The sequence below is a fragment of the Ruegeria sp. CE9 genome, assembly GCF_056537425.1.
Genome location: NZ_JBQFRO010000001.1, coordinates 119,827 through 132,074, shown reverse-complemented (window position 1 = coordinate 132,074; position 12,248 = coordinate 119,827). Strand labels below are relative to the sequence as shown.

Here is a 12,248-nt window from a genome sequence, read left to right as displayed (position 1 = left end):
CGCTGCTATGCAGAATAACGTCGTGGGCGTCGGGGGGCAAAGCGGCGAATGGTCCAGACTCTCAAGCCGATACCGAGGAGACACATTCGATGCGCTACATGCTGACCTACGACTTGATGGAAACCATGCGTAACACCAACCAGTGGCTTGGTGCAACTGCAAGCGCAATGGCGTCCTATCCCGTTTTCTCGATGACACCCAACCCTGCGTTCAACTGGATGGCCGCTTGGGGTGAAGTGACCGAACGTACTTTTCAGCGCATGGTCGTCAAACCCGATTGGGGCATTCGAACGTTCACCTGTGAAGATGGCAAGGACCATCTTGTTGATATTACACCCGTGATGGAGCGCCCCTTCGGCGACCTTATCCATTTCCGCGTCAATGGTCGTGAAGAACAGCCTCGCAAGGTTTTGCTGGTGGCGCCGATGTCCGGCCACTACTCCACGCTGCTTCGTTCGACTGTCAAAAGCCTGCTGGTCAATTGTGAAGTCTACATCACCGATTGGCATAACGCGCGCGATATCCCCGTTTCCGAAGGTAAATTCGATGTCGAGGATTACACGCTCTACCTTGTCGATTTTATGAAAGAGCTAGGGCCGGACACTCATGTTGTGGCCGTCTGTCAGCCCGCACCTCTGACGCTTGCTGCGACCGCTTATCTAGCCGAAGTCGAGCCCAAAGCGCAGCCCAGTACGCTGACGCTGATCGGCGGCCCGGTCGACCCCGACGCAACACCAACCGAAGTCACTGATTTCGGGCGTCGTGTGACAATGGGCCAATTGGAAGAAACCATGATCCAGCGGGTTGGTTTCAAATACAAAGGCGTTGGCCGGATGGTTTATCCGGGGCTTTTACAACTTGCCTCGTTCATGTCGATGAACGCGGAACGCCACTCCAAAGCGTTCACCGATCAGATCCTTCGTGTCGTTCGTGATGAAGCCTCAGAGCATGATGCCCATAACCGGTTCTACGATGAATATCTTGCCGTGATGGATATGACGGCCGAGTTCTATCTGTCGACAGTCGAGCGGATTTTCAAAAACCGAGAGATTGCCAGGAACGAGTTTGTGGTTGCTGGCCACAAGGTCGATATCGGCAAGATCACCGACGTTGCTGTCAAATCGGTCGAAGGCGCGAATGATGATATCTCGGCCCCTGGTCAGTGCATAGCCGCACTTGATCTTTGCACCGGTCTGCCGGACAGCAAGAAAGCCAGCCATGTGGAGCCCGGAGCAGGCCACTATGGTATCTTTGCTGGCCGCAGCTGGCGCGATAACATTCGCCCGCTTGTGATTGATTTCATGAATGAAAATAGCCGCAAACCACGCCGTCGCGCAGCCAATAGCAACAAAGTGGCATGACGGGTACCACGGCAAAGGATCTCTCCTTTAGCTGCGATTGTGGTGCGCTCACCGGGCACATCACGCAACAGGGCGTGAAATCCGGTACGCATGTTGTGTGTTTCTGCCACGATTGCCGCGCTGCTCAGTTGTACTTCAATCAGCCAGACCCAGCACCCGGACCGATCGAGATTCTCCAGATGGCACCGGAAGAGATCGTGATCGAAACCGGCGCAGAACATCTTGCCGCGATGCAGCTAAGCCCCAAGGGTATGCTGAGATGGTATGCCAAATGCTGCAACGCACCGCTGGCAACGACACCGTTGACCCCCAAGTTTCCGTTTGCCGGTTTCATCGTTAAACGCATCCCTGACGCCAGCAGTCTGGGCCCCGTTACCACACGTGGGTTCGTGCCCGGACCTAATGGCAAGCAATCTCATGAAAAAGTTCGCTATGCCGCCTTTGGCTTGCTGAAACGCGTTCTGAAATCACGCCTGTCCGGAAGCTGGAAACTAACCCCTTTCTTCAAGCCCGAGACGGGTGCACCAGTCGCGCAGCCGACCATTTTGACTAAAGAAGAACGCGCGGCTTTCTACGACTAGGTCAGCCGCAAGGGCGTCTTCAACCAATCCTGCAACATTGCATTTACGCGTTCGGGCGTTTCCAGCGTTGGAAAATGCCCTGCTTCGTCAACCACTTGTAGCCTTGCATCCGGGATAAGGTCGGCCAGAAAGGATTGCTTCCGAACAGTATTTTCCGCGTCATGGGTACCGCAAATGATCAAGGTCGGCGCTTGAACGCGGCGCAACGCGCCCTGCTGATCGGGACGACGCTGCAAAGTGCGCATCTGGCGCACGAACACATCCGGGCCCAAATCCTCGGCCATTTGCAGAGCATCGTTCAGGATCGGAATGCGTTGTGCCCCGGGGGCCAATATATCGGAACCGATTACCTTGCGCATCACATCGCTTAGTCGACCAGACTGCGCCGCAACAATCAGATCTTCGCGGCTTGCTGCGATCTGAGGCGTGTCGGCCTGCGCATCTGTTGCGATCAGACAAAGCCGAGACACCCTTTCTGGCGCACGCCGCACAATTTCAAGCGCGACGCTACCGCCGAGATCAAACCCACACAGCGCAAACCGATGCGGCAATTGATCCAGCAGACCCGAGGCGATCTCTTCAAGCCGCTCGCCGCCAGTGATTGGCGCGATCATGACCGCTCTTTCTTGCGACAAAGCGGTGATCTGCGCACGAAATAGCCTAGCGTTACACATCAGTCCGGGCAGCAAAACCATTGGCTCAATCACCTCGGCGCCCTCCGCTCGTTTCTATTGTTTTGTTCCAGAATGAGAGCTTTGCCAACGTCTGGCAAGCCGAACTTCAGGGATATTTAATAGCACGGAATGGCGGGAAATCTGCGTACCGAGCCTGCCTTTGGGCTAGTGGTTCGTTGGGTTCAGCCCCGGGCCGCAACAAGCAGCCGCGCGGCGCGATATAACTGTCGATGCGCCTAGCAGGTTTAGGCCGCCACACCAGATTGAACGCGCAGAGTTTCGGAAAAAACCAAATCTCTGAGTAGTCCAGATGGTCATGCATCCACCAGGCAAGATCCCGCCAATCTCGCCCCTTTGCGTAGCGGTCGGCAAACCACGGGATCACCACCGAAGCTCCGGCCACGCGCGCATCGCCGTCATCCCAATCCCAGATGTGGCACTCCAACGGGTTGTCGTTGCGGGCGCAATTCAGCTTGTTCTCATTTCCGTACTGATTCAGAGATCGTGAGCGATAGCCCGAGCGCACGGCGACACGGCCAAAAGTCTCCTCCAGCGGATCCATCAGCGTTTCGCAAAAGGCACGTCCAGTTTCGATCGCAAGATCAGGATCGTCCGGGATGTTCTGGCGCGCGTGAAAGTTTCCGATCTCGGAATACAGGAAATCCCGCATAAAGAAATGCCGGGATAAGCGCACCCGACCCAACGTTTCAAGGCTCCACATACTGCCCGGTCTGCGCATGATCAGCCCCCGCTTTGTCCTTGAATTCCCTGCTCGGACAGCCAGTCCAATATACCCGCGACTGCAGCGTCGGTCTGACCCGGCGACATCAAACGCCCCGCGATAACATGCGAGGCCGGATCGTCCCCCGGCCCCATTGTCACAAGCTTTACCGCCGCAGGGCCACCCCAGGCCTCGGCCACCTGATGAGTCCGGTCCGGCCTTACCACCTGATCGTCATCCGAGAACCAAAACAGCGCCGGGATCTGGGCAGTCGAGAAATCCAGCGCGTAGACCGTATCCACAAGGGCAGACATCGGTACGACTGCTTCCCACGGGTAAATGACCGTCCAGTATTTGTTTTTCTCTGGGTCAGCGCTGGATACATCCCGCGCATCCCCCATCAGCAAAGGCAACCATTCTCGTGCCCACGGCATAGACGGCACCCAAGCCGCAAATGTGTTTACGCCGAAATTCGGCGACACGAACACTAACGCGGCCACGTCTTCGCTCAGCTCAGAATCCAGCGCGGCCGCCGCTGCCAACGTGCCGCCCGTGGACGTCGAAATCACAACGACCCGCTCACCGACCGCACGTGCGGCGGCTAACGCTTCGGCCGTATCCAGCATCCATCCTGACGCCGTGGCTTCCGCCATCGCATCGCTATCTCGCCCATGCCCTTGAAGCCGGGTGTAAACAAGGTTCGCACCTAATGCATTCGCCACTTGGTCTGGCACTGGTCTGATCTCCTCGGATGAGGCTGAAAACCCATGGAGGTAGAGCACCGAATAAGTTGTGCGTCGCTCATAATACCCATCCTGCCAGACCACGCGCTTCTCAACACCCGGCACAATGTCGTCAAAGGTGGATTCGATGCTTTCAAAATAGACCTGCACGCCTTCGCCAAACTTGCGCGGATCGAAACGCGGATGCAGGTCCACTGGTTCGCGCGGGCCGAAGAAGTACAGCGCCCCCCCCACCAGCAACAATCCCAGAAGAAGTCGCCCCAAAATCCAGCCAAAGCGCTGCATCAGATGGCCCCCATCACGTCCTGAAGAGCTTCCTCGATCAATCTCAGACACGGACCATCCGAGAACCTATGATCGGCGTCTTTGACCAGCAACAACTGCATATCCGGGCCGGTCGCATGATCCAACAGGCGCACCGCAGTCTGGGTTGAGACTGCAGTATCAGCCGTGCCTTGCAAGAAACGTACCGGGAAAGGCAGATCAAGGGGTGAGCGCAGAACCAACCGCTTGCGCCCATCCTCAATCATCCGCTTGGTGATGACATAGGGCTCCATATAATCCGACGGCAGTTCCACATGTCCAATGGCCTCAAGATCCGACTTCTGCTGATCCGAAAACGAGGCCCAATACCCGTCCTCGGTGAAATCCGGCGCTGCTGCGATTGTCACCAAACCCGCAATCCGATCGGGCATCGCGCGCGCCAGCAACAATGCCTGCCATCCACCCATGGATGATCCGACAACCACCAAGGGTCCATCGGTTAGCTCAGACAACGCCGCAAGCGTATCCTCATGCCAGTCCCCGATACAGCCATCTGTAAACGCGCCCGAGCTTTCACCATGCCCCGAATAGTCAAAGCGCAAAAACCCCTGCCCGCGCGCCTGCGTCCAAGCCTCAAGATGCACCGCCTTGGTGCCTTCCATATCCGATTTGAGCCCACCCAGAAAAACAATGGTCGGCCCCGCCCCTTCACTCTTGTGATAGGCCAACCTTCGCCCTTGCGCTGTCTCCAGAAAATCCGTCGCTGCCATGAAACCCTCGTCTATGTTTCCCGCATCATGCACGCCAAACTAGCAAGCGCAATTCCCCGATACCCCTTCAACTGGCCACAAATATCCCGGGGAGCCGCCATTGGCGCGCTTTTGGGTCGAGCGCCAATGACGGCGGGGCTGGCCCCTCACTCCCACCCTTGACACCTGTGTCCCCACCTGCCACATGAGCCGAACGCAACCGGGCGTTCAGTGGGCGCCAAACCGACGAGGAGAGCCGATATGGCCCTGGACTCACAGTCAGTCTCCCTTACTTTTCCCGATGGCAATTCCCGATCCTACGATGCAGGCGTGACGCCCGCACAGGTCGCTGCCGATATCTCGACCTCGCTGGCCAAAAAGGCGATCTCGGCCACGGTGAATGGCAAGCACTGGGACCTGCAATGGCCCATCGAGGCTGATGCGCAGATCGCCATCCACACGATGAAGGACGAGGCGCAAGCCAATGAGCTGATCCGTCACGATCTGGCCCATATCATGGCCCGTGCCGTGCAGGAGATCTGGCCTGACACCAAAGTCACCATCGGCCCCGTGATCGACAACGGCTGGTATTACGACTTCGACCGGGCCGAGCCGTTCACCCCCGAAGACCTTGGGAAGATCGAGAAAAAGATGAAAGAAATCATCAACAAGCGCGACGCCGTGACCACCGAGGTCTGGGATCGTCAGCGCGCGATTGATTTCTACACGCAGAACAATGAGCCTTATAAGGTCGAACTCATCGACGCCATTCCGGGCGACGAACCGCTGCGCATGTATTGGCACGGCGACTGGCAAGACCTGTGCCGTGGCCCGCATCTGCAGCATACCGGTCAGGTTCCGGGCGATGCGTTCAAGCTGATGAGCATCGCAGGCGCCTATTGGCGTGGCGATAGCTCGCGCCAGATGCTGCAGCGCATCTATGGCGTGGCGTTCACCGGCAAGGAAAAGCTCAAGGCGCATCTGCATATGCTGGAAGAGGCCGCCAAACGCGACCACCGCAAGCTAGGCCGAGAGATGGACCTGTTCCACATGCAGGAAGAGGCTCCGGGTCAGATATTCTGGCACCCCAACGGCTGGACCATTTATACCCAGCTGCAGGACTACATGCGTCGCGCACAGCATCGCGGCGGTTATGTCGAGGTGAACACACCACAGGTTGTTGACCGCAAGCTATGGGAACGCTCAGGCCACTGGGATAAATATCAGGAAAATATGTTCATCGTCGAAGTTGATGAAGAACATGCCCGCGAAAAGGCGATTAACGCGCTCAAGCCAATGAACTGCCCCTGCCATGTTGAGATTTTCAAACAGGGCCTGAAATCCTATCGCGACCTGCCACTGCGCATGGCCGAATTCGGCTCGTGTGCGCGGTATGAACCGTCGGGCGCGCTGCATGGGATCATGCGGGTGCGTGGCTTTGCGCAGGACGATGCGCATATCTTCTCGACCGAAGATCAGATCGGCGATGAATGCGCCCGCTTCATCGGGTTCCTGACGGACGTCTATAAAGATCTCGGGTTTGACAGCTTTAAGGTCAAATTCTCGGACCGCCCGGAACAGCGCTCGGGATCAGATGAAGTTTGGGACCGCGCTGAAGAAGCTCTGCTGACAGCGACTCGGGCGGCTGGTGTTGAACCGGAACTGAATCCGGGCGAGGGTGCATTCTATGGGCCAAAACTGGAATTCGTTCTGACCGACGCGATTGGTCGTGACTGGCAATGTGGCACGTTCCAGGTGGATTTCGTTCTGCCCGAACGGCTGGACGCCACCTATATCGGTGCAGATGGTGCAAAACATCGCCCTGTCATGCTGCACCGCGCATGCCTTGGCTCGTTCGAGCGTTTTATCGGCATCCTGATCGAAGAGCACGCAGGCAAACTGCCCTTCTGGCTGGCCCCGCGTCAGGTCGTGGTCGCCTCGATCACGTCCGAGGCGGATGAGTACGTCCTGGAAGTGGTTGAGACGCTCAAAGCTGCAGGCATCCGCGCCGAGGCGGATATCCGTAATGAAAAGATCAATTACAAGGTCCGCGAACATTCGGTCGGCAAAGTGCCTGTCATTCTGGCGGTTGGCCATCGCGAAGTCGAAGAGCGGACTGTGACCGTCCGGCGTCTGGGTGAAAAACAAACTCAGGTTCAATCGCTTGAGACTGTAACAAATGAGTTGAGCCAGGCGGCAACCCCGCCCGATTTGCTGTAACAATCGGCAAACAAGCGCTAACAATTCGGCCCTCTGATCGGGGCCGAATTGAAACATTTTCCATTTTTCAATTCAAAAACAATTTGTTAACCTGCAAGAGTGCATGACGATCTTTGACGGGGTTGTGAGACACGGGCTCGTGAATTCAACTCTCGCCTCCGAGCTACTACCTTTGTCATTGTCACAAGCAGACATACGCAGTCATTAAAAGGATTACCGAGATGTCGAACACTGCAAAAACCCTGGTTATCGCAAGCGCCGTTGCCGCTGCCGTTTCAGGTGCCGCCACAACCGCAACTGCCCAAGCAAAAGAGAAATGCTATGGCGTTTCGCTGGCCGGTCAGAACGATTGTGCAGCCGGCCCCGGCACCACATGCGCAGGCACCTCGACCGTTGACTATCAGGGCAACGCATGGACCCTGGTTGACGCCGGTACTTGCGCCGACATCGAGCTGCCAAAAACAGCAGATGGTTCGGATCGCAAAGGCTCGCTCGAGCCGCTGGATCGCGACCTGCCCGCATAAGGCTTTTCCGAATGAACCGGAAAGGGCGGGCAAGATCGCCCGCCCTTTCCACGTGATCAGGGGATTTGCACATGTTGGACAACGCGCTCAGATCGAACCGGCTACCTGCGGCACCGGGCGTGGGCTATAAGCCGCAGCATTTCTCGCAGATTCTAGAACAGGCCAAGCCTGTGGCGTGGCTGGAAATCCATGCTGAGAACTACATGGGCGATGGCGGTAGACCGCTGGCCCAGCTACGCCACTTATCCGAACAGTTTCCCATTTCCGTTCACGGCGTCGGCCTTTCCATCGGAGGTGAAACCCCGCTGGACCCCGATCATCTGGCGCGCCTGAAACATCTGGTTGGCTGGTTGAACCCCGCGAGCTTTTCGGAACATCTGGCGTGGTCCACCCATGACAACCACTTCCTGAACGACCTGCTGCCCCTGCCCTATACCGACGCCACGCTTGCCCGCGTTTGCGATCACATCGATCAGGTGCAGGATGTTGTCGGGCGGCAAATGCTGTTAGAGAACCCCTCCAGTTATTTGGCGTTCAAAGAAAGCACATGGTCCGAGCCCGATTTCCTGCGCGAAATCACACGGCGCACCGGGTGCGGGCTTTTGCTGGACGTGAACAATGTCTTTGTTTCAGCCACCAACCTGGATTTCTCACCGCAGGGCTATATCGATGCCTACCCACTGGAGCAGGTTGGAGAGATTCATCTGGGCGGTCACGACGAAGACGAAGACGACCACGGGCATCCCTTGCTGATCGACAGCCACGGGCGCGAGGTGGTCGATCCGGTTTGGGCTTTGCTGGACTATGTTCTGGACAAATCCGGCCCCAAACCCCTGCTGATTGAATGGGACACCGATGTGCCGGATTGGCCCGTTCTGCGTGCAGAAGCAGAGCGCGCGCAAAAAGCCCTGGATCGTGTGCCTGCATGAGTGTGTCGCAAGCAACATTCCACGGTGCATTGCTGGACGCCAGTCAGCCGATCCCGGATGGGTTGCTGGATGCCGAGGCGCAACCAGCCGGGCGCCGTTTTAGTGTCTATCGCAACAACGTCGCTGTTTCGCTGACCGAGGCAATGCATCAGGCTTTTCCGGTTATCACAAAACTGCTGGGACCGCACAACATGGATGGGCTGGCCGGGATATTCCTGCGTCAGCATCCGCCGTCCTCACCGCTGATGATGTTTTACGGCGAAGAATTCCCCGCCTTCTTGGAGGGCATGGAGCAGCTTTCTCATCTTAGGTATTTGCCAGATGTTGCCCGGTTGGAACTGGCTTTGCGGCGCGCCTACCACGCGGCTGATGGCCAACCCATTGAGGCCGAAGCGCTTTCGATCCCGCCGGAAGAATTGATGCAAGCCCGGCTGACCCTGGCCCCAGCTTTGCAAGTGCTGCGCTCGGATTGGCCCGTTTATGCGATCTGGCTTTTCAACACTCAGGAAAATGCCCCCAAGCCCGAGGCTGAGGCGCAGGACAATCTGATCACGCGCCCTGAATATGATCCCATGCCACATCTGCTTCCACCCGGCGGCGCGGACTGGATCGCACGAATTCAGGATGGACAAACCATCGGCGTGGCATTTGAAGCCACCGCGGTCGAGATACCCGACTTTGACCTTGGAACCACTCTGGCATTGCTTTTGCAGGGCGGTGCAATAACTTCTGTGACTATCGAAAGGCTGGACACATGACTGCCCTCATCTCAACTTACAATAATGCGATGGAAAAAGCGGATCACGCGTCCGGTTGGCTAACACCAACTCTGGCTCGGGTAGTCTTTATCGCCGTTTTGTTTGTTTACTACTGGAACTCGGCTACGCTGAAGATCGACGGCTCGATTTTTACGCCGTCTGCCGGTGCCTTTGGGCAAATCTTCCCCAAAGCTGCCGAAGCCGTGCTGTATGACGTCACCCAAATGACCTTTTTTCAGCGGATCGTCATTTTCTTTGGCACAGTCGCTGAATTTGTCCTGCCCGTACTGTTGCTGGTGGGCCTTCTGACGCGCGTCGCCGCGCTAGGTATGATCGGCTTTGTATGGGTCCAAACGCTAACCGATGTCGTTGGACATGGCATCAAACTTGGCGGTTTGTTCGACAACGCCATCACGCTGATGGATCAGCGCGTGATGTGGACCTTTCTGTTGCTGGTCATCGTGATCAACGGCGCAGGCCCGCTATCGCTGGATCGGCTGCTGCGCCTGAAGTGATCTAGAAATGCGCCTTGGGCTCGTCCGGTTTTCCTGCGGCGAGCCCAAGCAATCCTGCCACGCCCGCAAAGGCAATCGGGAACATGGTGAAGACGCCGAAACCAAAGGCGTAATACATCCCTGCCGCAGAAATTAGCAGCAAAATACCAGCGACCAGCGCCCGCGAATGGGCCATCGCGCCACCAATAATCGCCAAAAGCGGTGCGACAATCGAAGCGGTCTGGATCAATTCGGGGTTTTGCACCTGCTCTGCGATGCCTTCGATCTCACCAAACCGGTCGATCAATTCTACAAATCCGTAGCCGAAAAATCCGACAATCATTCCGATCAGCCCGGCAATCACGCCCAGTATCATGGCTGCGTTACGCATTCAAAGGTCTCCGATTGTTGCCTGTGTCACATAGGCAGTCCTTCAGGCAACACCAAGGGCCTGTCGGTTCTCAGGCGTCCAACCCAGATACATTTGGGCTTCCGTTTCAATCAAAGGACGCTTCATCAGCGTCGGATGATCAACCAGCAAATCAAGCACCGGCCGATTTCGCGTTACTTCATCCAATCCACGCCAAGTTGTTGACCGCGTATTGAGCAAGGCTTTGCCGAATGTCTCATACGCCGCTAACAAGACTGTTTCAGGAACACCTTCGGCACGAACGTCAACAAACTCAGCACTTGGCAGTGATTTCAATGCCTTACGGCACGTATCGCAATTCTTTAACCCGTAAAGGCGCATATTTGTTTGTCCCTGTTACTGCTGCAATTTTGGACATCCCGCTTGGACTGCCCGAGTTATTCTTGATTTTTTACTTCACCGTGCAATGTTGAAAAAGACGAAACACGCAACGCGGGCTGTATCGTGTGGGCGAACAGTGATGCGTTGCGGTCTTGTCAGGCACTGCCCCCACCAATTTGTGGGACAACGTGAAAGTAGAAGGAGACACGGGAAATGCCAACCGGCACCGTGAAATGGTTTAATACAACCAAAGGCTATGGTTTTATTGCACCCGACGAGGGTGGCAAAGATGTGTTTGTTCATATCTCGGCCGTAGAACGATCCGGTCTAACCGGACTCGCTGACAATCAGAAAGTCTCGTACGAGTTGCAGGACGGACGTGACGGCCGCCAGATGGCTGCTGATTTGAAGCCGCTGTAAGGCAAGGCCCGCCCCGGCGGGAAATTAGATAAGGTTGACGGCCAATTTCCGGCCGTTAACCGTTACCAACCATGGAACGCGCCCATCTCGGGACGCGCGCGTTTTTTGTTTTTCAACCCTCGCGTATGACCGCCTCAAACTCGCGCCATTCCCGCGCAGTCATGCCCGAGTTTTCTTGGGTCACATTCTCACCGCTCAGCATGCGGCGCAGGCAAGTTACCATCTGCGCTGAAAGGTTGACCGCGCCCAGGCGATAATCCTCAAACGCGCGATACGCAAACGGCACCCAGTCGGCGACGATCTTGCACATGGTTTCGGCGTAGATCCGGATCTCGTATTGGGCGTGTGGATCTGCGCGCAGACGGAGGAAGTGGAACAGGTTGTGCAAATCAACCTTCCAGTACCATTGCGTGTAAATGTTCGCAGGCAGGTTCATCCGCGCCAGCTCACGAGCCAGCCCCTGCTGGCCATCCTGACCGATCATCGCCTCGTAGTTGTCATAGCAGCGTGCACTGTCCGCTTTCAAAATCTCCAACACGCGCGCGGCTTCTTCGCCCTGCAGCGTATCCCCTCGCCCCTGGTTGTTGACCTCGGACTGCGCGGCGACGTGTTCGGGCGCTGGTATGTAGAACTCGCGATCCAGAATCGAATAGCGCGCCGAGTATTCGTTCACATTCGCCGTCCGGTGACGGATCCACTGGCGGGCGACGAATACGGGCAGTTTGACGTGCAGCTTGATCTCGCACATTTCAAAAGGGGTCGAATGCCAGTGACGCATTAGATAGCGGATCAGGCCTTCGTCATTTTGAACCGATTTCGTACCTTTTCCATATGATACCCGCGCAGCCTGACAAATCGCTGCATCATCGCCCATGTAGTCGATAATACGAACAAATCCGTGATCCAGAACCTGATGCGCCGTGTACAGATGATCTTCCATCCCTTCGGCAACGACGCGGCGGGTCGGGCTCGACTGTGCGCGCTGAGCTTCGATCTCGGCCAGTTGGTCGGAAGACAGAGGCATGAAATTATCCTTTCCAGCAATGAGTCGCCCACCAC

The 12,248-nt window shown here is 56.6% G+C and carries 15 protein-coding genes; 8 read left to right on the top strand and 7 right to left on the bottom strand.

Going from position 1 to position 12,248, the window contains the following annotated elements; translation table 11 throughout:
* The first annotated feature begins 89 nt into the window (after window positions 1-89).
* Both phaZ and ACR0B3_RS00670 read left to right on the top strand, forming a co-directional pair.
* Window positions 90-1,361 carry a polyhydroxyalkanoate depolymerase gene (gene phaZ, locus ACR0B3_RS00675; protein WP_480807426.1) on the top strand — a complete coding sequence of 424 codons (1,272 nt, stop codon included), beginning with the start codon at window positions 90-92 and terminating at the stop codon, window positions 1,359-1,361.
* Window positions 1,358-1,942, top strand: coding sequence for a DUF6151 family protein (locus tag ACR0B3_RS00670; RefSeq protein WP_480807425.1), 585 nt, complete (start codon window positions 1,358-1,360; stop codon window positions 1,940-1,942). Before phaZ ends, ACR0B3_RS00670 begins: the two co-directional genes overlap by 4 nt.
* Here ACR0B3_RS00670 and ACR0B3_RS00665 read toward each other — a convergent pair.
* From ACR0B3_RS00665 to ACR0B3_RS00650, 4 genes are all read right to left on the bottom strand, one after another.
* On the bottom strand, window positions 1,939-2,637 hold the full coding sequence (locus ACR0B3_RS00665) for an alpha/beta fold hydrolase (protein ID WP_480807424.1): 699 nt from the start codon (window positions 2,635-2,637) through the stop codon (window positions 1,939-1,941). The genes ACR0B3_RS00670 and ACR0B3_RS00665 overlap by 4 nt on opposite strands.
* 85 nt (window positions 2,638-2,722) lie before the next feature.
* Window positions 2,723-3,337 carry a hypothetical protein gene (locus ACR0B3_RS00660; protein ID WP_170720205.1) on the bottom strand — a complete coding sequence of 205 codons (615 nt, stop codon included), beginning with the start codon at window positions 3,335-3,337 and terminating at the stop codon, window positions 2,723-2,725.
* 20 nt (window positions 3,338-3,357) lie between these two features.
* Window positions 3,358-4,365: an alpha/beta hydrolase gene (locus tag ACR0B3_RS00655; RefSeq protein ID WP_480808003.1), complete on the bottom strand. Its 1,008-nt coding sequence runs from the start codon at window positions 4,363-4,365 to the stop codon at window positions 3,358-3,360.
* Entirely contained in the window at window positions 4,365-5,114 is a 750-nt protein-coding gene (locus ACR0B3_RS00650) for an alpha/beta hydrolase (RefSeq protein ID WP_170719933.1), read from the bottom strand. Before ACR0B3_RS00650 ends, ACR0B3_RS00655 begins: the two co-directional genes overlap by 1 nt.
* Before the next feature lie 240 nt (window positions 5,115-5,354).
* Here ACR0B3_RS00650 and thrS point away from each other — a divergent pair, with 240 nt between their 5' ends.
* From thrS to ACR0B3_RS00625, 5 genes are all read left to right on the top strand, one after another.
* Entirely contained in the window at window positions 5,355-7,313 is a 1,959-nt protein-coding gene (thrS, locus tag ACR0B3_RS00645; RefSeq protein WP_480807423.1) for a threonine--tRNA ligase, read from the top strand.
* A 221-nt stretch (window positions 7,314-7,534) separates the two neighbouring features.
* A complete protein-coding gene (locus ACR0B3_RS00640) occupies window positions 7,535-7,837 on the top strand; it encodes a BufA1 family periplasmic bufferin-type metallophore (protein WP_170683089.1) in 303 nt (100 codons plus the stop codon).
* Between the two features lie 71 nt (window positions 7,838-7,908).
* A complete protein-coding gene (bufB, locus tag ACR0B3_RS00635) occupies window positions 7,909-8,766 on the top strand; it encodes an MNIO family bufferin maturase (protein ID WP_480807422.1) in 858 nt (285 codons plus the stop codon).
* Window positions 8,763-9,524 (top strand): HvfC/BufC family peptide modification chaperone, encoded by a 762-nt coding sequence (locus tag ACR0B3_RS00630; RefSeq protein WP_480807421.1) that lies wholly within the window; start codon window positions 8,763-8,765, stop codon window positions 9,522-9,524. Before bufB ends, ACR0B3_RS00630 begins: the two co-directional genes overlap by 4 nt.
* Entirely contained in the window at window positions 9,521-10,039 is a 519-nt protein-coding gene (locus ACR0B3_RS00625; RefSeq protein ID WP_480807420.1) for a hypothetical protein, read from the top strand. The genes ACR0B3_RS00630 and ACR0B3_RS00625 overlap by 4 nt, the downstream gene beginning before the upstream one ends.
* A 1-nt stretch (window position 10,040) precedes the next feature.
* Here ACR0B3_RS00625 and ACR0B3_RS00620 read toward each other — a convergent pair whose 3' ends face one another.
* Window positions 10,041-10,409 (bottom strand): hypothetical protein, encoded by a 369-nt coding sequence (locus tag ACR0B3_RS00620; RefSeq protein ID WP_480807419.1) that lies wholly within the window; start codon window positions 10,407-10,409, stop codon window positions 10,041-10,043.
* A 42-nt stretch (window positions 10,410-10,451) separates the two neighbouring features.
* A complete protein-coding gene (locus ACR0B3_RS00615) occupies window positions 10,452-10,769 on the bottom strand; it encodes an arsenate reductase family protein (protein WP_480807418.1) in 318 nt (105 codons plus the stop codon).
* Window positions 10,770-10,982: 213 nt separating this feature from the next.
* Between ACR0B3_RS00615 and ACR0B3_RS00610 the strand changes: the two genes are divergently transcribed.
* The gene (locus tag ACR0B3_RS00610) at window positions 10,983-11,189 is read left to right on the top strand and encodes a cold-shock protein (protein WP_008758035.1); all 207 of its coding nucleotides are present in this window, start codon (window positions 10,983-10,985) and stop codon (window positions 11,187-11,189) included.
* Window positions 11,190-11,301: 112 nt separating this feature from the next.
* Here the strand turns inward: ACR0B3_RS00610 and thyX are convergent, their stop codons facing one another.
* Complete coding sequence (gene thyX, locus ACR0B3_RS00605) at window positions 11,302-12,213, bottom strand: FAD-dependent thymidylate synthase (protein ID WP_480807417.1); 912 nt, start codon at window positions 12,211-12,213, stop codon at window positions 11,302-11,304.
* Between the last annotated feature and the right edge of the window lie 35 nt (window positions 12,214-12,248).

Coding starts and splice junctions, on each gene's coding strand:
- ACR0B3_RS00625 (WP_480807420.1), top strand. CDS start 9,521: ATGACTGCCCTCATCTCAACTTACAATAATGCGATGGAAAAAGCGGAT.
- ACR0B3_RS00630 (WP_480807421.1), top strand. CDS start 8,763: ATGAGTGTGTCGCAAGCAACATTCCACGGTGCATTGCTGGACGCCAGT.
- ACR0B3_RS00670 (WP_480807425.1), top strand. CDS start 1,358: ATGACGGGTACCACGGCAAAGGATCTCTCCTTTAGCTGCGATTGTGGT.
- ACR0B3_RS00640 (WP_170683089.1), top strand. CDS start 7,535: ATGTCGAACACTGCAAAAACCCTGGTTATCGCAAGCGCCGTTGCCGCT.
- ACR0B3_RS00650 (WP_170719933.1), bottom strand. CDS start 5,114: ATGGCAGCGACGGATTTTCTGGAGACAGCGCAAGGGCGAAGGTTGGCC.
- ACR0B3_RS00665 (WP_480807424.1), bottom strand. CDS start 2,637: ATGGTTTTGCTGCCCGGACTGATGTGTAACGCTAGGCTATTTCGTGCG.
- ACR0B3_RS00655 (WP_480808003.1), bottom strand. CDS start 4,365: ATGCAGCGCTTTGGCTGGATTTTGGGGCGACTTCTTCTGGGATTGTTG.
- ACR0B3_RS00615 (WP_480807418.1), bottom strand. CDS start 10,769: ATGCGCCTTTACGGGTTAAAGAATTGCGATACGTGCCGTAAGGCATTG.
- ACR0B3_RS00620 (WP_480807419.1), bottom strand. CDS start 10,409: ATGCGTAACGCAGCCATGATACTGGGCGTGATTGCCGGGCTGATCGGA.
- thyX (WP_480807417.1), bottom strand. CDS start 12,213: ATGCCTCTGTCTTCCGACCAACTGGCCGAGATCGAAGCTCAGCGCGCA.
- bufB (WP_480807422.1), top strand. CDS start 7,909: ATGTTGGACAACGCGCTCAGATCGAACCGGCTACCTGCGGCACCGGGC.
- phaZ (WP_480807426.1), top strand. CDS start 90: ATGCGCTACATGCTGACCTACGACTTGATGGAAACCATGCGTAACACC.
- thrS (WP_480807423.1), top strand. CDS start 5,355: ATGGCCCTGGACTCACAGTCAGTCTCCCTTACTTTTCCCGATGGCAAT.
- ACR0B3_RS00610 (WP_008758035.1), top strand. CDS start 10,983: ATGCCAACCGGCACCGTGAAATGGTTTAATACAACCAAAGGCTATGGT.
- ACR0B3_RS00660 (WP_170720205.1), bottom strand. CDS start 3,337: ATGTGGAGCCTTGAAACGTTGGGTCGGGTGCGCTTATCCCGGCATTTC.